This window comes from Vibrio sp. QJM3NY_35, assembly GCF_057785915.1.
In genome coordinates this window covers 654,875-676,726 of record NZ_CM173508.1, presented here as the reverse complement: position 1 = coordinate 676,726, position 21,852 = coordinate 654,875, and the positions used below count along the sequence as shown (strand labels likewise).

General features: G+C 44.0%; 21 protein-coding genes. 10 read left to right on the top strand and 11 right to left on the bottom strand.

The window, feature by feature from the left end; all coding sequences use genetic code 11:
• Positions 1-115 precede the first annotated feature (115 nt).
• The 3 genes from AC3CH3_RS18440 to AC3CH3_RS18430 all read right to left on the bottom strand — a co-directional run bounded on the left by AC3CH3_RS18440 (position 116) and on the right by AC3CH3_RS18430 (position 2,167).
• Positions 116-796, bottom strand: coding sequence for a ChrR family anti-sigma-E factor (locus AC3CH3_RS18440; protein WP_488538937.1), 681 nt, complete (start codon positions 794-796; stop codon positions 116-118).
• Positions 789-1,436: a sigma-70 family RNA polymerase sigma factor gene (locus AC3CH3_RS18435; protein WP_372129570.1), complete on the bottom strand. Its 648-nt coding sequence runs from the start codon at positions 1,434-1,436 to the stop codon at positions 789-791. Before AC3CH3_RS18435 ends, AC3CH3_RS18440 begins: the two co-directional genes overlap by 8 nt.
• 110 nt (positions 1,437-1,546) lie before the next feature.
• A complete protein-coding gene (locus AC3CH3_RS18430) occupies positions 1,547-2,167 on the bottom strand; it encodes an LON peptidase substrate-binding domain-containing protein (RefSeq protein WP_488538936.1) in 621 nt (206 codons plus the stop codon).
• 252 nt (positions 2,168-2,419) lie between these two features.
• Between AC3CH3_RS18430 and AC3CH3_RS18425 the strand changes: the two genes are divergently transcribed.
• A complete protein-coding gene (locus AC3CH3_RS18425; protein ID WP_017070218.1) occupies positions 2,420-2,806 on the top strand; it encodes a tautomerase family protein in 387 nt (128 codons plus the stop codon).
• Positions 2,807-2,949: 143 nt separating this feature from the next.
• On the opposite strand, the gene AC3CH3_RS18420 is transcribed toward AC3CH3_RS18425, so the two are convergent.
• Positions 2,950-3,747 (bottom strand): DUF4344 domain-containing metallopeptidase, encoded by a 798-nt coding sequence (locus AC3CH3_RS18420; RefSeq protein ID WP_488538935.1) that lies wholly within the window; start codon positions 3,745-3,747, stop codon positions 2,950-2,952.
• Positions 3,748-4,073: 326 nt separating this feature from the next.
• Between AC3CH3_RS18420 and AC3CH3_RS18415 the strand changes: the two genes are divergently transcribed.
• Together AC3CH3_RS18415 and gltS are read left to right on the top strand one after the other, a co-directional pair.
• Positions 4,074-4,430, top strand: coding sequence for a YibL family ribosome-associated protein (locus AC3CH3_RS18415; protein ID WP_017060971.1), 357 nt, complete (start codon positions 4,074-4,076; stop codon positions 4,428-4,430).
• Between the two features lie 316 nt (positions 4,431-4,746).
• On the top strand, positions 4,747-5,973 hold the full coding sequence (gene gltS / locus AC3CH3_RS18410; RefSeq protein ID WP_019819991.1) for a sodium/glutamate symporter: 1,227 nt from the start codon (positions 4,747-4,749) through the stop codon (positions 5,971-5,973).
• Positions 5,974-6,097: 124 nt separating this feature from the next.
• On the opposite strand, the gene norW is transcribed toward gltS, so the two are convergent.
• The 4 genes from norW to AC3CH3_RS18390 all read right to left on the bottom strand — a co-directional run bounded on the left by norW (position 6,098) and on the right by AC3CH3_RS18390 (position 11,193).
• The gene (gene norW, locus AC3CH3_RS18405; RefSeq protein ID WP_488538934.1) at positions 6,098-7,285 is read right to left on the bottom strand and encodes an NADH:flavorubredoxin reductase NorW; all 1,188 of its coding nucleotides are present in this window, start codon (positions 7,283-7,285) and stop codon (positions 6,098-6,100) included.
• 1 nt (position 7,286) lies between these two features.
• Positions 7,287-8,792 (bottom strand): anaerobic nitric oxide reductase flavorubredoxin, encoded by a 1,506-nt coding sequence (norV, locus tag AC3CH3_RS18400; RefSeq protein ID WP_019819994.1) that lies wholly within the window; start codon positions 8,790-8,792, stop codon positions 7,287-7,289.
• Positions 8,793-9,346: 554 nt separating this feature from the next.
• Positions 9,347-10,003, bottom strand: coding sequence for an NAD(P)H-dependent oxidoreductase (locus tag AC3CH3_RS18395; RefSeq protein ID WP_009846099.1), 657 nt, complete (start codon positions 10,001-10,003; stop codon positions 9,347-9,349).
• A gap of 323 nt (positions 10,004-10,326) precedes the next feature.
• Complete coding sequence (locus AC3CH3_RS18390) at positions 10,327-11,193, bottom strand: glycerol kinase (protein WP_488538933.1); 867 nt, start codon at positions 11,191-11,193, stop codon at positions 10,327-10,329.
• Between the two features lie 569 nt (positions 11,194-11,762).
• On the opposite strand from AC3CH3_RS18390, the gene AC3CH3_RS18385 reads away from it, so the two are divergent.
• The 3 genes from AC3CH3_RS18385 to AC3CH3_RS18375 all read left to right on the top strand — a co-directional run bounded on the left by AC3CH3_RS18385 (position 11,763) and on the right by AC3CH3_RS18375 (position 15,581).
• The gene (locus tag AC3CH3_RS18385) at positions 11,763-13,655 is read left to right on the top strand and encodes a PTS mannitol transporter subunit IICBA (protein WP_488538932.1); all 1,893 of its coding nucleotides are present in this window, start codon (positions 11,763-11,765) and stop codon (positions 13,653-13,655) included.
• Between the two features lie 190 nt (positions 13,656-13,845).
• Positions 13,846-14,994, top strand: coding sequence for a mannitol-1-phosphate 5-dehydrogenase (locus AC3CH3_RS18380; RefSeq protein WP_488538931.1), 1,149 nt, complete (start codon positions 13,846-13,848; stop codon positions 14,992-14,994).
• Positions 14,995-15,044: 50 nt separating this feature from the next.
• A complete protein-coding gene (locus AC3CH3_RS18375; RefSeq protein WP_193835446.1) occupies positions 15,045-15,581 on the top strand; it encodes an MltR family transcriptional regulator in 537 nt (178 codons plus the stop codon).
• A gap of 264 nt (positions 15,582-15,845) precedes the next feature.
• Here AC3CH3_RS18375 and nagB read toward each other — a convergent pair whose 3' ends face one another.
• Both nagB and AC3CH3_RS18365 read right to left on the bottom strand, forming a co-directional pair.
• The gene (gene nagB / locus AC3CH3_RS18370) at positions 15,846-16,646 is read right to left on the bottom strand and encodes a glucosamine-6-phosphate deaminase (RefSeq protein ID WP_004732731.1); all 801 of its coding nucleotides are present in this window, start codon (positions 16,644-16,646) and stop codon (positions 15,846-15,848) included.
• A gap of 620 nt (positions 16,647-17,266) precedes the next feature.
• Complete coding sequence (locus AC3CH3_RS18365) at positions 17,267-17,620, bottom strand: MaoP family protein (RefSeq protein WP_017092459.1); 354 nt, start codon at positions 17,618-17,620, stop codon at positions 17,267-17,269.
• A gap of 156 nt (positions 17,621-17,776) precedes the next feature.
• On the opposite strand from AC3CH3_RS18365, the gene AC3CH3_RS18360 reads away from it, so the two are divergent.
• Complete coding sequence (locus tag AC3CH3_RS18360; protein ID WP_004732733.1) at positions 17,777-18,667, top strand: LysR family transcriptional regulator; 891 nt, start codon at positions 17,777-17,779, stop codon at positions 18,665-18,667.
• Positions 18,668-18,882: 215 nt separating this feature from the next.
• Here AC3CH3_RS18360 and AC3CH3_RS18355 read toward each other — a convergent pair whose 3' ends face one another.
• Positions 18,883-19,086: a hypothetical protein gene (locus tag AC3CH3_RS18355; protein ID WP_017061519.1), complete on the bottom strand. Its 204-nt coding sequence runs from the start codon at positions 19,084-19,086 to the stop codon at positions 18,883-18,885.
• 242 nt (positions 19,087-19,328) lie between these two features.
• Between AC3CH3_RS18355 and AC3CH3_RS18350 the strand changes: the two genes are divergently transcribed.
• The 3 genes from AC3CH3_RS18350 (at position 19,329) to AC3CH3_RS18340 (ending at position 21,848) form a co-directional block, all read left to right on the top strand.
• Entirely contained in the window at positions 19,329-20,759 is a 1,431-nt protein-coding gene (locus AC3CH3_RS18350) for a DNA-3-methyladenine glycosylase 2 family protein (RefSeq protein WP_488538930.1), read from the top strand.
• 64 nt (positions 20,760-20,823) lie between these two features.
• Positions 20,824-21,306, top strand: a complete 483-nt coding sequence (locus AC3CH3_RS18345; RefSeq protein WP_488538929.1) for a methylated-DNA--[protein]-cysteine S-methyltransferase — start codon at positions 20,824-20,826, stop codon at positions 21,304-21,306.
• A gap of 158 nt (positions 21,307-21,464) precedes the next feature.
• On the top strand, positions 21,465-21,848 hold the full coding sequence (locus AC3CH3_RS18340) for a hypothetical protein (RefSeq protein ID WP_488538928.1): 384 nt from the start codon (positions 21,465-21,467) through the stop codon (positions 21,846-21,848).
• The last annotated feature ends 4 nt before the right edge of the window (positions 21,849-21,852 follow it).

Below are 21,852 nucleotides of genomic sequence, written 5' to 3'. Positions count from 1 at the left end.
ACTTACAGAGCTGGGTGTGTTTTTACTTTGACACCGTAGTTGTTTTTATTCAGATGTATTGACGATATACAGGATAGCTTCATGCCATCCTGTATATTTATAGCCTGCAACTGGGTTAATAGATATATTTTCCAAGTGGATTGAATAGTTGGCTCACACCTTTTGTGAAGTAAAGCGCATCACTTGAAACGGTTAAACAGACACAACCTTCTTTTGTTGCCGGTTGATGAGTGTGATTGCCATCCAACCAGATGAAGTCACCTTTGTTGTAAACGCCCATTTCGTCTTCGAAACTACCTTCTAGAAGAAGCGTGATCTCGAAGCCTTTGTGGGTGTGGCAAGGCACTTGTCCATCTTTGTCGATGTGCAATAAGCTGGTGTGGTGTGCTTCGTCAGCAAAATCGAGTCTTGCTCGAGAAATTTTGCCTAGGTTCATCCAGTCCTTTCTCGCTACTGAGTTAAGGGCGCGAGGGATTGTGAATGTCGTGTCAGCGACAGTTACTTTCTGAACCTCTGGAATGACCTCAACTGACTGAGAAGCATCGGCTGTGATTTGATCTATCGCGTCGAAATCAAAGTCCATGTCGTCTGTTGAGAAGCTGTCTAGATCTTCATTTGAGAATACTGGCTCTGCGTCAAATGCAACATTTGCCGCTTCGGCGGTCAGCTGCTTAACTTGTTGTTGGCAGTGTTCGCACAGTTCTACATGGCTAGAAACAATCAAAGAAACAGAATCAGCCAACGTGCCATTGACGAAGTCTTTCAATATTGCCGCGTTTGGGTGATGTTTAATCATGGTCTTGTTCCCCCATGTGAACTTTTAATTTGGCTAAAGCGAGTCTCAGACGTGATTTCACCGTTCCAAGTGGGACGCCAAGTTGCTGAGCGAGTTGCTCTTGAGAGAGCTCTTGAAAGTAAACGCCTTTGACGATAGTTTTCTGAGCGAGAGGCAACTTTTCTATTTGAGTCATTACGTGTCGGCTCATCAAATGATCACCGAATGGCAAATCTTCGCTTTGAGACTCGGCTACCATCGCATCGATTGGCCAAATATCGTCGGCTATCGTTTGTTCGGCTTTCGCTTTCACTTTGCGCAACATATCGAACGCTGCATTGCGCATAACGGTGTAAACCCAAGTGGTCGCTGCGCCTTTGTCTACATTGTAAAGATGTGCTTTCTTCCAAACATTAGTCATCGTGTCTTGAACTAGCTCGTTTGCAGCCGCTTCGCCACCCAACTTACTAATACCAAAACGCTTAATCTTAGGAGCGAAAAACTTGAACAAATAGGTGAACGCCTGCTTGTCTCGGTCTGTACCAACCAACATCAACCAGCTCGATAGCTCTGTCGGTACTTTGTTGTCTGTAGGTACTTTGTTATCGGGAATAATGACATGCTCCTTGCCGTTCCCTGAACTTCTGCTTTCCACTTGCATAGTAACTAACCATCATGCGAATTTGATAGGCACTACGTGAAAGGAGAAAGTCGGGATCACTTTAATTTAAATTAATTTCTACTATACAAAATTATAGTGGAGAAAAGTGCTTATTGCCCCGTAATGATTTGATTCAAAAAAGGAACTAGAGACGGAAAACTGGCTGGTTCAGTAAATTCTGTTTTCTTTTCCAAAGGGATAGGCATCATTTCGAGTAGTCGCGCGCAAATCCATTGTGGGCTCTCGAAATCTGGAGTGGGATAGAGTGTTCTTATCGAATCGTGGTCGCGAAACAACTGAACCAAAAATGCGGTAAACACGTTAGGCACTTTATATTCATGGGCTGGCCAGTGAGGCATCAAGCTGAAGTTGCTTTTAATCAGGTCGTCGTCGTCTCGAAACGAACCATGTAACTGCACCAATTTTTCTCCTTCGACATCAATTTCCAAGATTTGGTCATCCGACATGTTGAAGTCGACGATGGTCACCTTTGTTCCCCAAGAACTGAGATGATCAGAGTTAGTGTTGTCTTGAGTGGCGATAATGAAACCATCGCCCTGCGCTGCGTGAGCAACCATCGCGAGATACTTTGTCTCAAAAATGCGCAGTCTTTGCCTGCCTCCCGGTAAAAGAAAGATAGGGAGAGGAAACACAGCAAGCTTTAGAGAAGACTCTACGGGTGTTTCCGGTTCGGCGTCTGTCCGCGTGGTCTTCCTAGGTGAATTCGGCACATAGCACTCCTTAGTTCAAATGTGATTTGAGAAGATATACGCGGGGAGGGTGGTGTTCGATCAATTCGCTTCGGCTTATGTTGGCAAAGGGATAGGTATTTTGTTGCACCTGTTCATAAATTCATTGTTTTTACCTTTTCTCATACGCGTCATTAGGTAATATGTGAACAAATAGTAAGCGAATGGGTAGTCGCCAGACGATGCTTCTATCTGACGTTCTTCTATACCTAACATCGCATCAAAGGAATGGTCATGATTGTTATTTATGGTATCAAAGAGTGCTTAAATCCAATTAAGTTGCAGCTCTCTAATGTGTTGCAGCAGTGCTTAAACAGTGAAATGGGTTTACCCGATGACAAGCGAGCACATCGGTTTGTGCCATTGGAACGAGATGACTTCTTTTACCCAGAAGGAAGAACAGAAGCCTATACCGTCATTGAAATCAACATGATGGAAGGTCGAGCGGTAAACACCAAAAAGCGCTTAATTAAGAAGATATTTTCTGAGATAGAGAAGCAGTTAGCTATCTCTCCAATTGATATTGAAATCACCATTAAGGAACAGCCATCGCACTGCTGGGGATTTCGAGGTATGACGGGCGATGAAGCTCAAGATCTGAAGTATAAAGTGAAGGTCTAGGGTTTAAACTCTTAACTCTTAACTCTTAACTCTTAACACGTAAGACTTAAGCCAACCTACCGAGTGATGGCTTTGGTATTTAATACCAAAGCCGTTTTCCTAGTTCTCGACACTAACTTTTAAGCATTTAAGCATTTAAGCATTTAAGCATCGTCACTCTCTTTTAAATACTGATGCCAATTTTCATTGATCACGTCAAAGTGCTCGACGCAGAACTCTTTTCTGTCTTTCAAATAGTCGTTTTCCACTTCATCGAGCAAGTTCTTATAGGCATCGGGATCGCTGCCATACACCAAGCATAACGTGGAGAAGTAACGCTGCAGGTCGAAACTGTGCTCGTCGATGTATTCCCCTAAGTCGTAATACTCTGGGCGGTCTTCTGACTCGAAAGCGAACATGTCAGCAGCGCTGATAGCGGCGTCAGCCCCATGCTCTACGTAGTTAAGCAGTAGCACGGTTGCTAGGTTATCAACCGCATCTTCTTCTTTACCCAATATGGCAATGTACTGATCTTCGATATACGCATGCGCAGCTTCGTGTAGCAGAGTGTGCAGTAAGGTATCAATAGCGCCGGTTTGCGCAGATTTCCCATACTCTTTTTCGTATTGGTTCTTCTCGAAATAATTGAGTGACTCAGCGTAAAAGCTATAAGGGATCAGCACTTGATGGTTTTGTGGATCGTAGAGTGGTCCTTCTTCCCCGCCATATTGAATGGTTAATGGCTTCTCAAACATGAACAGTTGGTTTGATAGGTCGACCACGGTGTCATTAACGCCACTGCTTTGAATCTCTCGTTTGAGCTGTTCTTCTTCTGTATTTTGCGGTGTAGAGTACTCGACGAGCAGGTTACTTTGGGTGGTTTGTTCACTAGATGCATAAGTTGTGGCAAACATTGCACTCAGGGCTAGGCTGCAGGTCAATGTTCGTTTCAATAATGTCATCGGCTATCCTTGTGATTACATGGTGAATCAGAGTCGTGCTGGAGGTAACAACGCCAAGCTGTGTACCCTGATTTAGTTACTGCGTTAGAGTATAAGTTTAGACGGAATTTTGATGCATCGAGAACTGCAATTTTTGAAGTAGACGCTATCCTATCAAGGAATAATCCGCTTAGAGTTTCGCCACAAAGAATAGGTAAGCTGAATGAACGGTGTCGATGTGATTCGTTTCTGTTGGTAATTAACAGATAAATTTCGGTTCAACAGAACCCTTGTGCTATACTCCGCGCCCCAATCCGAATTGGCTTGTTTAATCTTAGGAAATTATTATGAGTGTTAAAAACGAACTTCAACAAATTAACAACCGTCTAGACAAGTGTCGCCACAAGTTAGATGCTGCTAAAACTCGTAATGATCGTCCTGTTGTTCGTCAATTCGAGGAAGAGATTAAGAAGCTAACTAAGAAAATTGCCCAGCTTAAACACAAAGAAAGCTACGATGTGAACCAAGAGCGTAAGTCTCTGGTTGATATGCCATTTAGCCGTGAAATCACTAAGGCTGAGCAAGCGGATATGGGTAAACTTAAAAAGTCAGTTAAAGGACTCGTAATTGTTCACCCAATGACGAAGATCGGTAAAGAACTTCGCATTGAGGTTATGACTGGTTACGCACCGAAAAAATTCTAATTACCAGCGATGGTGATGAAAGAGGAGCTAGAAATAGCTCCTTTTTGCTTTTTTAGGTATTAAGAAAGCAGAGTCAGCGGCATAGATACTCACGCCGTTTTCAACTTTTAGGAGGTGATTGTTGTCACAAATCCTTTTATCTCCTATAAAAGTTAACGTGCTACTAACATGGCACTAAGCGATCGCAGTAATGTGTTCGCTTTTCGAATCCACACTTTCTCTCCAGTTTGTATAAATATAGGTAGAGCAGCACAAATAATTACAGATAAAACTAGACTCATTAGGGAAGATGAGAACGTAAAAAAATAGAGGTTATATGAATCAATTAATTTCAATTGGACCACTAGAATCCTTCCTAATCGCGATTAGTGTTTTGTTTCTAGGTCATTTCGTCAATGCAAAGCTTCCGATTCTCAAAAAGTACAACATTCCAGAGCCCATTGTCGGCGGCTTGATTGTCGCTTTTGCTATTACAGCCCTGCACTTTAACGGCCTTGATCTTGAGTTTTCTTTGCCCCTGCAGAACACGTTTATGTTGATGTTCTTTGCAACGGTCGGTCTTGCGGCGAATTACACGCAGCTGATAAAAGGTGGTGCTAAGGTATTCCTATTCTTAGGGGTAGCGTCGGTTTACATCATTATCCAAAACGGTGTAGGCGTAACCTTAGCTACGGCACTAGGCCTTGAACCCTTGATGGGTTTGATTGCTGGCTCTATCACCCTTTCGGGCGGTCACGGCACAGGCGCAGCTTGGTCTCAAACTTTTGCAGACACGTTTGGCATTGCCAATACGCTAGAAATCGCGATGGCTTCAGCGACCTTTGGTTTGATCATCGGTGGTATTATCGGTAGCCCAGTAGCGCAAAAGCTGATTGATAAAAACCAGCTTGAATCTGAGTACGGCACTGGCACGCAAACGCATGAACGCTTCCCTGAACTTGTTACTTACAACGAGTATGAAGAAGACAAAGTGACGGCAAAGAAGGTGATTGAAGTGTTGTTCATCCTTCTTATCTGTATCACGGGTGCGAAGTACCTAGAGCAGTGGGTGGCAACTTTTGAAATTTCTTGGTTGATGATTCCTGATTTCGTTTACGCGTTGTTTATCGGTGTGTTCATCACTAACGTGTTTGAAGTGACTAAGCTGCATAAGACTGACAGCGAAACGGTCGATATTCTTGGTACGGTGTCATTGTCATTGTTCCTAGCAATGGCGCTAATGAGCCTTAAGCTTTGGAACATCTTTGACCTTGCGATTCCGTTCTTGGTTATCCTTGGGGTTCAGGCGGTTGTGTTAGGTATCTTCTCTTACTTTGTGACGTTCAAAGTAATGGGTTCTAATTACGACGCAGCGGTTATGGCAGGTGGTCACTGTGGTTTCGGCCTAGGTGCAACACCAACAGCGGTAATGAACATGGGCTCTTTGGTGAACCGTTTTGGTCCTTCACCACAAGCCTTCATGGTGGTGCCAATTGTTGGTGCCTTCTTTATCGATATCGTTAACCTGATTATCCTTCAAGGTTACATCTCGTTTATTGGATAGTGCGAACGCACCAATAACGAAGTATGCAGATACAAGAAAGCCAGTCGATTGACTGGCTTTTTTTTGTTTTAGCGAACGCCGCTTATTTTATTCAACGTATATTATTGAGCGTATGTCATTGAGCCTATGCGGGTGAGCTTGCTTGTAGCTCTTTGAGCAGAGGGAACGCCGCTTTGGTGTGTTCTCCCGTGACAATGAATCCAACCAACTGGTTATCTTCATTAAAGCCCTTAGCGACAATGCCTTTAGGATCGAATCGAGTTTCCCAACTCTGAGCGGTTTGAATATCGCGCCCTGCGAGTTGAATCGGGTAACTCGGTGTTTTCACCTTAGTGATGATATGAGGCAAGCTGAGCTTTCCTTCGCCCACTTTGCCCACTTTGCCCACTTTGCTTTCTCCGTTACCCATAACCAGCTGCTTAGCCAACACGTTTGCAGACAAAATAGCGGGCTGAAGATAAGCCATCACACGCCCCTCTATTTCGGCACAGTCACCAATCGCATACACATTCTCGACATTGGTTCTCATGATGGTATCGACCACAATCCCTTTGTTTACTTCTATTCCCGCTTGTGTGGCTAACTGTGTGTTTGGTCTTAGCCCTGCTGCTGCAATCACGATATCGGTTCGTATCAATCGAGAAGACGTGGTTTGCAACCTCACGCCATCAGGGAGATACGTTGCGCGACACACTGCAGAATCGGTTTCGACGGTAACCCCTGCTTTTGTTAGTTCCCTTTCCAATTCAAGCGAAACGAAAGGTGGCACTAGGTTATTCAATAGATAACTTGCGGGTTCGATAATCGTGACATCTTTACCCGCAGTTTGAAGGTCGAATGCGAGCTCGACCCCAATTAAGCCTCCACCCATCACAGTGATGCGTTGAGCGCGATCGATCTGAGCTTTGTGTTTATCAAACTCTTCCAAACTATTTAACGTAATGGTTGCGCTGCGTTTAAGCCCTTCCGCTGGTGGTATAAAAGGCGTCGCGCCCGTCGCTAATACCAACTTTGAATAGTGGATAGATTGGCCATCAACATGAACACACTGCTGCTCAGTATCTATCTCGCTCACAAGTGCTTTGGTTTTGATGACCACGTTGTACTGCTCTGCCAATTGTTGAGCGTTATGTACTGCCAGTGTTTCCGGCGTTTGTTCCTGACTGAACGCGTGCGAAAGATTCGGCTTACTGTACTCAACCCCGGCATCGGCGGTGATCATAGTAATCGCGATATCTCGGTCAAGCTTACGTACCATCTTGATGGTTTGTAGGGCAGCGAAACCGCCACCCACAATAACAATGTTCGACATGCTACTTCTCCACAAACACTTCTTTGCCTAAATGGCATTCAGGGCAAAGGAAATCATCAGGTACTTGCGCCCAAGGAGTTCCAGGTTCGACGCCTTGGTAGGGTTCGCCCAATTGTGGGTCGTACACCCATTCACACACTGTGCAACGCCAGCAAGTGCAGTCTGCACTGTGTACTGGCTTATCTTGCGCTTCTTCTGGCTTCAGCTCTGTTGTGTCTTTGAGCTCGGCAGTGGTGTTTACCGGTGCTGGTGTGGCTTCAAGCGGTGTTACATTACGTGATACTTGTTTCGGTGTGCTCACTTCATCTGCTTCTACACGCCAAACCTCGGCCAGTGTCATGCCGTAATCGATACATTGGCGAAGAGCGTCTGTGTCTGGTTTCCAATGGATGTGTTGTGGCGCACTCACCTCGAAGTTGGCTTCACGTAGTCGAGCGTCGATACGTTTTACTGCGCCGCCTGTCCAACCTGAAGAGCCAAATGCCGCGGCTCTTTTACCAGCAAAGCGCAGTCCGTGTATTTCTTCTAGTAGCGCTGCGATTTGCGGCATCATCACATTGTTCATGGTCGATGAACCGACTAGAACCCCTTTTGAACGGAAGATATTGGCAAGGATGTCATTCTTATCGTGCTTAGAGATATTGAAGACTTTGATTGCTGTTTCTGGGCTGCCTTTACGGATACCTTTTGCGATTGCGTCAGCCATCATGCGAGTGTTGTTCGACATGGTGTCGTAGACAATGGTGATACGATCTTCTTTGTAGGCTTTAGACCACTCGTAGTATTGTTCAACAATTTGCGTCGCGTTGTCGCGCCAAATACAGCCATGAGAGGTGGCGATAACATCGATAGGCACACCTAAGCTCAATACTTCTTCTATCTTCGCTTTCACCAAAGGTGCGAAAGGTGTGAGGATGTTCGAGAAGTAACGCAGACATTGATCATGAAGCTCGACTTGGTCTAGCTGATCGTTGAATAGGTTTTCATCACAGTAGTGCTGACCGAACGCATCGTTGCTGAACAGGATTTCGTCACCTGTGAGGTATGTTGCCATTGAGTCTGGCCAGTGCAGCATTTTCATCTCAACAAAGATGAGTTGCTTACCGTTACCGACATCGAGCGTGTCGCCTGTTTTAACGGTTCGGAAGTTCCAGTCTGGCTGGTGGTGATGGCCAACAATCGAGTTAACGCCAGCTTCTGTGCAGTAGACGGGTGTGTTTGGAATTTTGGCTAATAGTGCCGAAAGGGCACCTGAGTGGTCTTCTTCAGCATGCTGACAAATGATGTAGTCGATCTCATTGATGTCGATTTCCATCTCAAGGTTTGCAAGGAATTGTTCAGTAAAGCGATGATCAACGGTATCAACAAGCACCGTTTTCTCTTCACGAATCAGGTACGAGTTATAGCTGGTACCTTTGTTCATGTGGTATTCCTTACCATGGAAGTGTTCTGTTTCCCAATCGTGGACGCCAACCCAGTGAACATTTGATTTAACGTGAATAGTCATAATGATAATACCTTATTTAAATATCTAAGGTCATCATTGCACTAGTTATGCCATGTTTTTAAGTGTCTGTTTTCGATGTATTTATTTGGTCTTCGTGCCGTTTGGTGAGTCATTTTGACATGCTGCGTTTTGTCGTTAAAATGAATCTTAGGTGTCTTTATGACTTTGTGGGTTTATAGCGGTTTGGAAAGAAAATTAATGATGTTTGCTCAGAAAGAGCAGGGTGAGGAACCTGTTTCAACAAAGGGGATTATAGCGTAACTCCTGCGCTTCGCGAATTAGAACACGTGGATTGATTAGGTATTGGTGGTCTAAAAAGCGGCTGGAATGGCTAAAGCTGAGATAGAAAGGATGGATGCGAAATACGACATGAAAAAGGCCAGACGAGTGTCTGGCCAAAACAAGGCAGTGTAATTTAACAGTCTGAAGTGCTGTTGAAACTATATTTTGTAAAACGAAAAAGCGTTTTAAAAATTAAAGCGTTGTAGCAGTTAAGCGTTGTAACTGTTTAACGTGTTATAGCTGTTGATTCATTCGTCATCTTAATTCACGCGTTAAAGCGTCGTCACGATTTCATCAAGAGCTAGACGTGCTTTTGGTTTACCGTGGTTATAGTCTTCACCGTCTTTGTGGTAGCCGATTGCTAGCGCTACATCAACAACGTGACCGTCTAGTTCGTCAGCAAACTCTTCACCGATCATAGCGGCATCTACGCCTTCCATCGGTGTTGAAGCAATACCAAGGCGTGCTAGCGTGTGCATTGTGTTACCTAGTGCGATGTACACCTGAGACTTAGTCCAGTTTCCGTTGAAACCAGTCTCATCTGTGTTCATTTCTGCGAATGCGTAAGCCCCTAAGAACTGCTCGTACATTTCAGCAGGTAGGTGACCAGAGCTTACTTCTGTGTCAGCACGCTTTGCGAATTTCTCTTTAGTGTACTTAGGATCGTGAGCAAACAGGATCGTATGTGACGCTTCTTTCGCATGCGGTTGGTTAAACTGGAACATGTTCTCGAAAGTATTGTGGAAGCGTTGTTTTGCTGCGTCACTCTCAATGATGATGAATTTCCAAGGCTGAGAGTTGATAGAAGAAGCTGACAAACGAAGTGCTTCTTTGATTACTTCCATGTCTTCCGCAGAGATGCGCTTTTCTGCATCGTATTTTTTAGCTGTGTAGCGAGTGTTTAGATCTGAAATGATTGGATGAGTCATGTTGAATCCTAATATCTATCAATATAAATGTTGTAGGGTTTTATGTTCGGTAACGTCAACAATAAACGGATAACGCATTTAGGCTATATCTCTATAGAAGTCGTTTCTAGAACAGTCATCCTCTAAAAGGCTGAACGCTTAAATGGCTATCGAATATGCCCCAATAAATCGAGTATCTGCGGTAGCTCAAGTCGATGGGTGTAAGATAATAGAAGATTGGCTCGGGAAAAATAGCGAACACATCAAATCACTATGGTTAATAATGTCCATAATGATTTTATTAGTGTGATCTGGATGTGTGTTGGTTGTCGAAAATCAGCCAGTTAGTACGCTTTGATTCCATATTGGCGTAATAAAGAGGGAAGTACACTGTCGAGGTTTGGGATATCTTCAGGGTTAAGTTCAATCAAGCTAAAACCGTGCTCTTGGTAAACTTTCTTGGTCGCATTTCGTTTGTCTTCTTCTATAGGGCCTGAATCTGTTCCCCAGAACTGAATGTATACCTTACCGCTTGGCAGGTAGAAATCGCTCATTACTTCTTTTGATATCGGGAGCGGACGTTCATAGGCATGAACCACTCCCGCCATATAAAGCCAGTTATCGATGATCAGCTCTCCCTTTGAACGTACATAATGTCCGTCTAAGGTTCGGTGTTTCGCCTCAAATTTCTGACGAAAGCTAGAAAACGAGACATCGGTAGAGTGGCTTTCAGCATCATGCCCTAGAAATTCGACAACAGACTGCTTCAAACGTTTATTGCGAACCAATGAATCGTGCCATACCACAAATAGGTTTTGAGTCGCTTTATCTTCCCTTTGCTCACCGCCTGCTTTTAAGCCTGTTGAGGTGACATGCCAACCATCTTCTTCACGTGTTATCCAACCAAGCTCGCTGAGCAACAGGTTAATTTTTTTTGCGCTAAGTTGAAAGGCACTGCCTAATTGAGTTGCCGTTAGCGTTTTTCCAGAGAAAGAATCTAGGTCGATGAGTAGTTTTTCTGGCCAGACAATAAAGACACCAAACTTCTTGTGTTCGACATACTCCCCACCAAAGCTTTCTCCCCGTTCTGTGAGAACCCAACGCTCTTGTGAACGCACGATATACCCCGCTGTTTTTAGATCACTAAATAAAGTTTTAGCTTCTATGCCTTTTTGTTTAGCGAGTGCGGATGTGGAAATTTTGTCTGACATAGTCTTTTCTCAAATAGCGGAGTCATCAGCTGATGGGTGTTGGAGATATATCATGCGATAGCGTTGGTAAATACCATATCACATCTATCAATGCTAACTGCAGTTCAGTCGTCTATGTTTTTAGTCGAGCGTTAGGTCTCGTTTTGTATTTTTAGCAAAATGTAGTCCTTCCTGTAATTAAATTACACTTATAGCGATTTTACTCACCTGGGTGCATGCTTTATATACGTGACACGATGTTCTTTTATACGGTTTATATAGATTCCAGATGCTATATTTCACTGAGTGTGATTTTGATCACTTTTTATTTTTAAGTATTACAAAGCAAAATGTGATATTGATCGTGTGTTAATGATATTCATTCTCATTAATTTGGCTTTGTAATTTAAATTCATGGTGTTTTTGTGATCTAAGGTGTACTTGTTAACCCGAAAGTGTTTTTCGTGTGTGATGGTCATCACTAAAGTTGGGCTAAGGTGCATTTTGGAAATGTTGTGATACATTTTAATCGACTTTTGAGTACACACTTTCGGTCATTTGACCAACCAATACACTACGGGGTTCTACCTATGTTATCACCAGAAGCAAAGATTAAGGTTCAAAACTTTGGTCGTTTCTTATCCAATATGGTAATGCCAAACATCGGCGCATTTATTGCGTGGGGTTTCATTACTGCACTATTCATCCCAACGGGTTGGTGGCCTAACGAAACGTTAGCATCAATGGTTGGTCCTATGATTACATACCTACTGCCACTATTGATTGGTTACACCGGTGGTAAAATGGTTGGTGGTGACCGCGGTGCGGTAGTGGGCGCTATCACAACAATGGGTGTTATCGTTGGTACTGACATCCCGATGTTCATGGGTGCAATGATTGTAGGTCCACTAGGTGGTATCGCAATTAAGAAATTCGATGAAGCTGTTCACGGTAAAGTGAAGAGTGGTTTCGAAATGCTAGTGAACAACTTCTCTGCGGGTATCATCGGCATGATCTGTGCGATCATCGCGTTCATCGTGATTGGTCCTGCGGTTAAGATTCTGTCTGGCGGACTTGCGGCTGGCGTAAACGCAATGGTAGAAGCGGGTGCACTACCTCTAGCATCTATTTTTGTTGAACCTGCGAAAATTCTATTCCTAAATAACGCAATCAACCACGGTATCTTCTCTCCACTAGGTATCCAGCAATCTGAAGAGATGGGTCGCTCTATCTTCTTCCTAATCGAAGCAAACCCAGGTCCTGGTTTTGGTCTTCTACTTGCTTACATGGTGTTTGGTAAAGGTAGCGCGAAGCAATCTGCTGCTGGTGCATCTATCATCCACTTCCTAGGTGGTATCCACGAAATTTACTTCCCTTACGTTCTAATGAACCCACGTCTAATTCTTGCGGTAATCGCAGGTGGTATGGCGGGTGTATTCACTAACGTAATGTTCGATTCTGGCCTTATCTCTCCAGCATCACCAGGCTCTATTTTCGCAATCTTACTGATGACGCCAAAAGGCTCTTACATCGGTGTTGTATTGTCAGTTATCGCAGCAACAGCAGTATCTTTCTTAGTGGCTTCAATTCTGCTTAAAACTTCAGCTCAAGATGACGACGAAGACTCTCTAGAAAAAGCTTCTGCACAAATGAAAGACATGAAAGCGTCTTCTAAAGGTGCAGCAGCAGAAGCAAACGTAAACCTAGCGGATGTAAAAGCAGTTTATGTAGCGTGTGATGCGGGTATGGGTTCAAGTGCAATGGGTGCAGGTCTACTACGTAAGAAAGTAGCAACAGCTGGCCTAGACATTGAAGTAACCAACTACGCAATCAACAACCTACCAGCTGATTCGCAAATCGTTATTACGCATAAAGACCTAACAGACCGTGCTCGTAGCACTGTGCCAGGTGCGATGCATATGTCTCTAAGCAACTTCCTAGACGGCGGCGTATACGACCAACTAGTTGCAGAACTGGTTGAAGCACAAAGTGGCGAAGCGAAAGTAGAAGCTCCGGCTCCTGCAGCAGCCCCAGCGCAAGAAGGCAACAAGCTTGCACTCACTGACGACAGCATCTTCCTTGGCCTTAAAGCGACTCAAAAAGAAGACGCAATCAAGTTTGCTGGCGAACAATTAGTAAAACTTGGCAACGTATCACCAGAATATGTAGATGGCATGTTTGCTCGTGAAGAGCTTGTGTCTACTTACCTAGGCGAATCTATCGCAGTACCACACGGCACAATAGAAGCGAAACAGTACGTACAAAAAACCGGCATCGTGTTCTGCCAATACCCTGAAGGCATTCAGTGGGGCGAAGACGAAGATGATATCGCTAAGATGGTTATCGGTATTGCAGCACAAGGCGATGAACACAACATGGTGTTGATGGCTATTACCAATTCACTTGATGACGAAGAAGCAGTGGAATGCTTACAGAACACAACTAACCCAGATGATGTTCTACGTATTCTAAACGGAAATTAATACGCTCTAGTCAAGCTCCTGAGTGAAGGAGGCCGGTGTCCCCCCACTGGCCTCATTTTCGGTCTTACTCTTTATCGGTTTATTAAAGATTCAGTCTGAATAGCTTACTGCTTAATGCCTAGGGCACGTCGTCAAGGCATGTTGTTGAGCCGTTAGCTATCTAGATTCAAATATTTATAAGGTCAAAATTATGAAAGCGTTACATTTTGGTGCAGGTAATATCGGTCGTGGTTTCATTGGTAAGCTTCTTTCTGATGCAGGTATGAAGGTTACGTTTGCTGACGTAAATGAAACGGTTGTAAATGCGTTAATTGAACGCCAAGAATACCCAGTTAAGATTGTTGGCGAAGAGTGTGTTGTGGAAGTGGTTAAGAACGTGACAGCAGTAAACTCAGCGACAAGCGCTGTAGTAGATTGCATCGCTGAGTCTGATCTTGTAACAACAGCGGTAGGCCCAACGGTTCTTAAGATTATCTCTAAATCGATCGCTCAAGGTATTGAAAAACGTGCTGCGGCAAACAACACGGCACCAATGAACATTATCGCGGCAGAGAACATGGTTCGCGGTACTAGCCAATTGAAGGCAGCACTGTTAGAGCACCTTTCTGATGAAATGAAAGCCTTCACTGAAGAGCACATTGGCTTTGTTGATTCAGCGGTCGACCGTATTGTTCCACCGGCAGAAGCGGGCGAAACAGACCCTCTAGCCGTGACCGTTGAAACGTTCAGCGAGTGGATTGTAGATCAAACACAATTTAAGGGTGAGATTCCAAACATCCCTGGTATGGAATGCACTGATAACCTAATGGCTTTCGTTGAGCGTAAACTGTTTACCCTTAACACTGGTCACTTGGTAACGGCTTACCTTGGTGTTCTTGCAGGTCACGAGACAATCAAAGATTCTATTGAAGACGCCGTAATCCGCGCTGAAGTAACTGCAACAATGGAAGAAAGCGGTGCTGTGCTTATTAAGCGTTACGGTTTTGACCCGGAAGCTCACGCAGCATACATCCAAAAAATCCTTGGTCGTTTTGCAAACCCATTTTTACGTGACGAAGTTGATCGTGTTGGCCGTCAGCCAATCCGTAAACTGAGTCCACAAGACCGCCTAGTTAAGCCATTAAACGGCACATTGGAGTATGGTCTTCCAAACGCTCATCTCGTAAAAGCGATTGCAGCGGCTTTCCATTACAAGAATGAAGATGACCCGCAAGCGGTTGAACTTCAGGCAATGTTTGCAGAAAAAGGGTTTGCTGAGACATTAGCGCATTATTCTGAGCTGAATAGTGACTCAGAAGTTGTTAAACTAGCGGAAGAAGCTTATCTAGCATTGAAATGATAAACCATCAAAGTGCCACACCAGTGGCACTTTCTTATTGCCGAGCCGTTATGCCAATACAAACTAGCCACGAAACTGAATTACTCGAAGCCCTATCTGAAGCTGAGAGCGCTAGCGCCTGTCTAATGGCGGCTTACGATGCATTGGACGACACGGTAGATGCCGTATTAAAAAACATTTTCAAGAAAGACGACACGGCAATTAAATTCGTTGTTGAACCACTTCTCAACAGTGGCGGGCCGTTGGGCGAGATTATGATCCGCGCTAAGCTGCTATTAGGGCTTGGTGTGATCAGTAAAGAGCTCTACGATGATTTAGAGATTTTCGTTACCTTGAAAGAGTGGGCGAAAATACAAGGTGAAGACACCAGCTTCACAGAAGTCGACGTTATATTTGAGCTCAACAAGGTGCAGGCGATTCAACGCATAATGCCTATCGAATATGACTCGGAGATGGTGGAAACCATGTCGGGCCCAATGCTTCAAATGTTTTTGGGTCGACATAATCAGAAAGTGAAGTCGACGATCGTTTTGGCTATCACTGACATTATCACGACCTTATGCCGAGATAACGCACTGAGTTCTTAGTTCTAGTTTGCAGTCCTGCTTATCTTGTTTCGCATCCTACATATCTTGTAGCTGTTCGTTCGTATCAATACAAAGTTTAAAATGATGGCGGTTTCTCTCGTTGGAGAAATCGATTTGTTGTTTTTGTGTCTATAAAAAATACCCGAAACCTCTCTTCCCATTAAACACAAAAGCAGCAGGTACAAAAAAAGCCACATTCAGTGGCTTTTTCTATTCAAGACGCTCTCTTTATTAAAAACGCCCTTCTATCCAAGACTATGCGGATTATAGGTCTTGGATGTTCTCAGCTTCTAGCTCTTGGAAGTAGCGTAGAGTCTTAACTTTTAACTCTTGTTGAGCTGGCTCATCAGCAACGATGATAGCTTTACGGTGCATCTGTAGAGCTGTAACAGTCCACATGTGGTTTACAGAACCTTCGATAGCCATTTGAAGCGCTTGCGCTTTGTTGTGGCCTAGAGAAAGGATCATTACTTCTTCAGAATCTAGAAGAGTAGCAACACCGATAGTTAGTGCGTATTTAGGAACTTGATTGATGTCGCCATCGAAGAAACGAGAGTTCGCGATACGAGTGTCTTCAGTCAACGTTTTGATACGAGTGCGCGAAGATAGAGAAGAACCTGGCTCATTGAATGCGATGTGACCGTCGATGCCTACGCCGCCCATGAATAGGTTGATTTTGCCGTATGAACGGATTTTCTCTTCGTATGCTGCACAGTGAGCATCGATGTCTTCAGCTTTGCCGTCTAGCAGGTTGATGTTTTCTGCTTGAATATCAACGTGGTTGAAGAAGTTCTCGTGCATGAATGTGCGGTAAGATTCTGGGTGGTTAGGGTCGATACCAACGTACTCATCCATGTTGAATGTTACAACGTGCTTGAAGCTTACTTCGCCCGCTTTGTGTAGTTCAATTAGCGCAGCGTAAGTAGTTAGAGGTGTGCTACCAGTAGGAAGACCTAGAACAAATGGACGCTCAGCAGTAGGAGCGAATTTGTTGATAGAATCTGCGATGTGACGAGCAGCCCATTTACCTACTTTAGCTTTGTTGCTTAATGGAATAAGTCTCATTGATTTTGCCCCTAGAAATAAAATTTTATAGTGTTCTGAAACATTAATTCGCATTATAAAATAAGTTATTAAATTCCGCTATTGTTTTAGGTCAAGTTTTTGCTTTTTTCGTCGTATCTGTGACTAGAACTCTCAAATTTGCACAATTATTGTATGGATATTTGGTAGCGTTAAACAAGATTAATACGTTTGTCATATATCGTCAGGTAGGTTTGATTCAGGGTCTGAAAGATCAACAAGCTTTGCTGAGTGGATGAGTGGATGAGTGGATGAGTGGATGAGTGGATGAGTGGATGAGTGGATGAGTGGATGAGTGGATAGATGGATGGTCAGGAGTGCAATGGACGTATGATCAAAGAGTGATACTTATGTGGCACTGCCGTGCAAAAAAGAGGAGAAAAAGTGAGAAAGTATCACCGACAGGCGTGAATGAGCATGGGTATATTTAAGAATAGTGATTATTCAAAGCTATCACTATGAATTTTATATAAATATTGGTAAAACTGGACAGGTTGGCTAAACTTACCAATTACGAAGAAGATGCGTGTTTGTTTTAAGTTGCCGCTAATATGCTATGAAAAAAAGCCCAAAGTGATTAGGTATCACTTTGAGCAGTTTTACTAATCTTCTAACACTAACTCTCTGTCGTATTCTTCCCTAGGCACTTCACCGCGTTTGCAGCCGTTTAGGGTATGAAAGCGACGGCGTCCACGAGCCAGTTGAATGTACTTCAACCAAACACGGTCTAACTTGGACTTAGCCTTATGAGGGTGAGCCAATACTTTGATGAAATGTCTTTCTTCAGCATTGGTCGGTGTGAGTTCACCAGTCTCAAGTGCAAGCATAGTGTCACCAAACAAGGTTAGGATTTCTTCTTCTGAAAGAGTAAAATCACCTGACTTAGCGAACCCTCGTGGGAATTTAATGGTGTCATAAAAACGTTTTTTTCCGTGTCGGAATTCGGTCTCAGACATATCAGCCTCAGTAATGTGGTTAGATAGAAATTAGTGTTTATTGCTCACGCGAAAATATTGTTAAAAGGCTAAAATAGGAAACAAAACGTTTTTGCCTTTACGATAAACAATCCTAGATCGGCTAGTTAGCAGATTTATTACAGAGATGTATTTTTGATGGATGTGAAAGTATTTAGAACCTTTCTTGAGGTTGCAAGGGTGCGCCACTTTGGGCGCGCAGCTGAAAACTTGTATTTAACACAAGCAGCGGTGAGTGCGCGGATCAAACAGCTTGAAGGCTATTTTGATACTCAGCTCTTCATTCGTGACCGCAATAACATCAAGCTTACCTCTTCCGGTGAGCGTTTGATTGGTTATGCTGAAGTGATGGTATCCACCTTACAACAAGCCAAGTTTGAGCTGTCGTTAGAGAGTGGAAAAGCCTTGCAGTTAACACTAGGTGGCACTCCGAATATTTGGGATGCGTATCTGCAAAACTGTTTAAGCGTAGTGACCGATTCTTTTGGTGGTTATGGCTTCATGGCTGAGGTGATGGGGCGTGAGCAACTGAACCGTAATTTGCTAGAGCGAACCTTAGATATGGCTTTCGCCTTCGATCAAATTAAAGCGGAAGAGCTGAACTGTAAAAAAGTCGCTGATTTGGTTTTGGTACTGGTATCAACGCAGCAAGATGATCTGGAATCTGTGTTCCAACATAAGTATGTGTATGTTGATTGGGGAACGCGCTTCGGTTCAGAACACGCAGAACGTCACCCTAAAGTTCCAGCTCCGTATTTACGTACCTCTACGGCTCGTATTGCCCTCGATTTCATTTTAGAGAAAGGTGGCAGTGCGTATTTACCTGTTTCTATGGTTGAACCTTTTATCGATTCGGGTCAGCTGCATAAGGTGAAAGGGGTAGAAGATTGGTATCGCCCAATTTATCTCAGCTACCGTAAAAGCAGCACCTCGGTTGATGCGATCATGCAGGTTGAGAAGCTGGTTAACGAGATTGACCCATCGACCGCCTACACGCTGCAACAAGCCGCTGAACAAGCACCTGAGTAGCGGCATTCGCGGTAAGCAACGGCTTTGTTGATTAGATTCAATAAAAAATGGCTCCTAACTAATTGTATAGTTAGGAGCCATTTTTGTTTTAAACCAGAGATGTACTTCTTTTCTGAATTAGAGATCGTTTCCAATTCCATCAATATCGTTTAAGCCTGGCATGTGTAGCCTTTTTTAAAAGCCCTATCACTTCAAAGCACTATTCTTCGAAAATTCTAGAGATTCATTAGATTCTCAATAGACTCTTCAAGAGAGTGAGACATGTACGAATGGATTTGATTGCCATCCGTTGCGTCAATTTCAATCATAGAAATCCCGTTGTCCGCTTTGTCTTCAAGAAAGCTTAGAGACTGCTCGACTGATTGACTGGTGAGAACCTGTTGGTTTGATAAAACAATACGACACGTGTGAAGAACCATAGCCTTTTCCTTTTTATATTTATATTCGATCGGTCTCTGCATCTTGGGCGTGCTAAGTACCGATCGTTGACGTTGTGAGAAGTTTGCCTCCTCTAGATTAAATTTAGTCGAATTGAATAAAATTAAAACCCTTTTTTGTGATTTATCTGACCTTCGCTTCCGAAAGTGGCTAGCGACAATGGTGGTTCACGGTAAACTTTTAGGTATCGGATCAAACGCTATGGTAAATGGGAAGAGTACGGATGTCGAAAAAGATCAATCACAACAGCACCTTAACCAGTGAGCAGTGCCATTTGGCTCGATATGCGCGAGACGCTCGCTTTGACGGAATGTTTTTTACAGCGGTAAAAACCACCGGAATTTTTTGTCGTCCGATTTGCCCAGCAAGCCCGCCCAAAGAAGAAAATGTCGAGTATTTTTCTCATCAAGCTCAAGCCTTGAAGGCTGGATATCGCCCATGCTTACGTTGCCGGCCAGACAGCGCACCTTTTTCTCCAGCTTGGAAAGGTGTTGAAACGACTTTCTTGCGTGCTTTACAGTTGATTGATCATGGTGCGCTGAACTCAGGATCAATCGTCGACCTTGCCACTCGATTAGGTATTTCAGACCGTTATTTACGAACCTTATTCGATAATTACATCGGCGTGTCGCCGAAGCAATATAGCCTTTATAGCCAATTGATGTTTGCCAAGCAGTTGCTGCACACCAGTAGCATGAGCATTACCGATGTTGGCTTTGCGAGTGGTTTTAATAGCACGCGTCGTTTCAATGATGCCTTTCTAAAAGAGCTGCAGCTCTCGCCAAGCCAAATCCGACGAACAAAGCTAAGTGAAAACCTGAGCAATCATATTCAGCTAGTCTTTCACGGCCCATTAGACTGGAAGCATTTACTGGGTTTCTATCGACGAAGAATGATTGAGGGCTTAGAAGACGTTGGCGAAGACTATTACAAGCGCACAGTGAATGTTAACGGGTCAAAGGGTTGGTTCAAGGCCACTTTGGCTAAAGAGAACCGCTTAGATATTGAATTTGAGTTGGATGATATAAGCCAGTTAAGAAGCTTGATTGCGAACATTCGACGCATGTTCGACCTTGATGTCGATATTGCCAAGGTTGAGGCCTTCTTTACAACCATTGACCCCAACTTAGTGGCTAAGAGTGGCATCCGCATTCCTGGCGTGTGGAGTGCTTGGGAAGCCGGAGTAAGAGCGATTCTCGGGCAGCAAGTTTCGGTAACCGCGGCGATTGGTCAGCTTAACTTGTTGGTACGAGAGATTTCTGGAACGCATTCGGCATCTTCTTTAGAAGATCCTGCTAATTCACAAGAGTCGTCTGGAATCCAAGAGAAAGCCTATTTCCCAACACCTAAACAGATAGCGGAGACTGATGTCAGCTTCTTAAGAATGCCTGGAAGCCGCAAAGAGACCTTAAAGCGTTTTGCCGAATACATGGTCGACAATGAAGCAGAGCACCCTTCAAAATGGATTGAGCTAAAGGGCATTGGGCCTTGGACGATTCAATACGCGCTACTTCGCGGGTTAAGTGAACCTAATCACCTGTTGGTTGGTGATTTGGTGGTGAAGAAGTTTATTGAGCATCGCCCAGCCATCAATACAGAGAGTGTTTCGCCTTGGGGAAGTTACGCCACGTTCCATTGTTGGAATCAGTCTTAATAGAAAGAGCACCCACAAACATCTGCAACCCACAAACATATACAATAGCAGGCTAGGAGAGATTATGACTAACCGTTTTACTTACTATGAGAGCCCGTTGGGCACGGTGACTTTACAGGCGAACGATGAAGGGTTGCTAGGTCTTTGGTTTGAAATATACACCACCAAGCCTGAAGAATTAGGTGTTCGAGATGATGGCTTTCCGATCTTTGAATTGGTTGCCGAGCAGCTCAATCGCTATTTTTCTGGTGAGGTTATCCAATTTTCTGTGCCGATCGCCGCAAAGGGCACGCCATTTCAGCAATCGGTTTGGCAAGCGCTCATGACTATTCCTTATGGAGGAACCTGGAGCTATGCACAACTGGCTGATGCGATTGGTAACCCAAAGGCCGTTCGAGCCGTGGGTTTAGCGAATGGTAAAAATCCAGTGTCAGTGATTGTGCCGTGCCATCGAGTTATTGGTAAAAATGGCAAGCTGACCGGGTATGCGGGTGGCGTAGAACGCAAACAACGCTTGTTAGTTATTGAGGGAAGAGAAGAAGATTAAAGAGTCTTTTTCGGAATGTTTGTTGAAAATTGCGTATCAATTATTGGTGAACGTTAAGGGTTCTTAAAGTGTGACTTTGCAATAAAACTGCCACTTGCTGGAAAATACCTGTTTGGTTGCATATCCTTTAACCATGTTCTCTAGGCAAGGATGCCCAAATGAATAGCCATCATTCACTTATACTCTGCTGCAGTAGCGCACTATTGCTGACCGGTTGTTTAACCGACACCAGTCGACCCTTCGAAGTACCACAACTTGTTCTGTTTAAGGGCATGTATGAGAACGCTGACAATGACAGTTACTTGCTTTTTGAATCTGGGCAAGTGACTTATCAAACAATGGATAAGTCTGTTACTCGAACTTATCGTGTTGAAGATGACTTAATCAATATTGAGTTGAATTCAGCGAACCGCCGATCTGACTCCGGGCTAGTGATGCGAATTCAACACGAGGGTGCAGTGTTAACCTGCAACCAGTGTCCAGCGATGCAGTTAAGTAACGTCTGGACACGCGTTGAGAAGCCTCTAGCTGATATGCATTAGAGCG

Excerpts from the sequence above, each read along its gene's own strand:
- AC3CH3_RS18355 (WP_017061519.1), bottom strand. The coding sequence starts at position 19,086 with ATGGTTCTTCACACGTGTCGTATTGTTTTATCAAACCAACAGGTTCTC.
- AC3CH3_RS18415 (WP_017060971.1), top strand. The coding sequence starts at position 4,074 with ATGAGTGTTAAAAACGAACTTCAACAAATTAACAACCGTCTAGACAAG.
- AC3CH3_RS18360 (WP_004732733.1), top strand. The coding sequence starts at position 17,777 with ATGGATGTGAAAGTATTTAGAACCTTTCTTGAGGTTGCAAGGGTGCGC.
- norW (WP_488538934.1), bottom strand. The coding sequence starts at position 7,285 with ATGTCGAACATTGTTATTGTGGGTGGCGGTTTCGCTGCCCTACAAACC.
- AC3CH3_RS18350 (WP_488538930.1), top strand. The coding sequence starts at position 19,329 with ATGTCGAAAAAGATCAATCACAACAGCACCTTAACCAGTGAGCAGTGC.
- AC3CH3_RS18395 (WP_009846099.1), bottom strand. The coding sequence starts at position 10,003 with ATGACTCATCCAATCATTTCAGATCTAAACACTCGCTACACAGCTAAA.
- AC3CH3_RS18440 (WP_488538937.1), bottom strand. The coding sequence starts at position 796 with ATGATTAAACATCACCCAAACGCGGCAATATTGAAAGACTTCGTCAAT.
- AC3CH3_RS18390 (WP_488538933.1), bottom strand. The coding sequence starts at position 11,193 with ATGTCAGACAAAATTTCCACATCCGCACTCGCTAAACAAAAAGGCATA.
- AC3CH3_RS18435 (WP_372129570.1), bottom strand. The coding sequence starts at position 1,436 with ATGCAAGTGGAAAGCAGAAGTTCAGGGAACGGCAAGGAGCATGTCATT.
- AC3CH3_RS18345 (WP_488538929.1), top strand. The coding sequence starts at position 20,824 with ATGACTAACCGTTTTACTTACTATGAGAGCCCGTTGGGCACGGTGACT.
- AC3CH3_RS18375 (WP_193835446.1), top strand. The coding sequence starts at position 15,045 with ATGCCAATACAAACTAGCCACGAAACTGAATTACTCGAAGCCCTATCT.
- norV (WP_019819994.1), bottom strand. The coding sequence starts at position 8,792 with ATGACTATTCACGTTAAATCAAATGTTCACTGGGTTGGCGTCCACGAT.
- gltS (WP_019819991.1), top strand. The coding sequence starts at position 4,747 with ATGAATCAATTAATTTCAATTGGACCACTAGAATCCTTCCTAATCGCG.
- AC3CH3_RS18365 (WP_017092459.1), bottom strand. The coding sequence starts at position 17,620 with ATGTCTGAGACCGAATTCCGACACGGAAAAAAACGTTTTTATGACACC.
- AC3CH3_RS18340 (WP_488538928.1), top strand. The coding sequence starts at position 21,465 with ATGAATAGCCATCATTCACTTATACTCTGCTGCAGTAGCGCACTATTG.
- nagB (WP_004732731.1), bottom strand. The coding sequence starts at position 16,646 with ATGAGACTTATTCCATTAAGCAACAAAGCTAAAGTAGGTAAATGGGCT.
- AC3CH3_RS18420 (WP_488538935.1), bottom strand. The coding sequence starts at position 3,747 with ATGACATTATTGAAACGAACATTGACCTGCAGCCTAGCCCTGAGTGCA.
- AC3CH3_RS18380 (WP_488538931.1), top strand. The coding sequence starts at position 13,846 with ATGAAAGCGTTACATTTTGGTGCAGGTAATATCGGTCGTGGTTTCATT.
- AC3CH3_RS18385 (WP_488538932.1), top strand. The coding sequence starts at position 11,763 with ATGTTATCACCAGAAGCAAAGATTAAGGTTCAAAACTTTGGTCGTTTC.
- AC3CH3_RS18425 (WP_017070218.1), top strand. The coding sequence starts at position 2,420 with ATGATTGTTATTTATGGTATCAAAGAGTGCTTAAATCCAATTAAGTTG.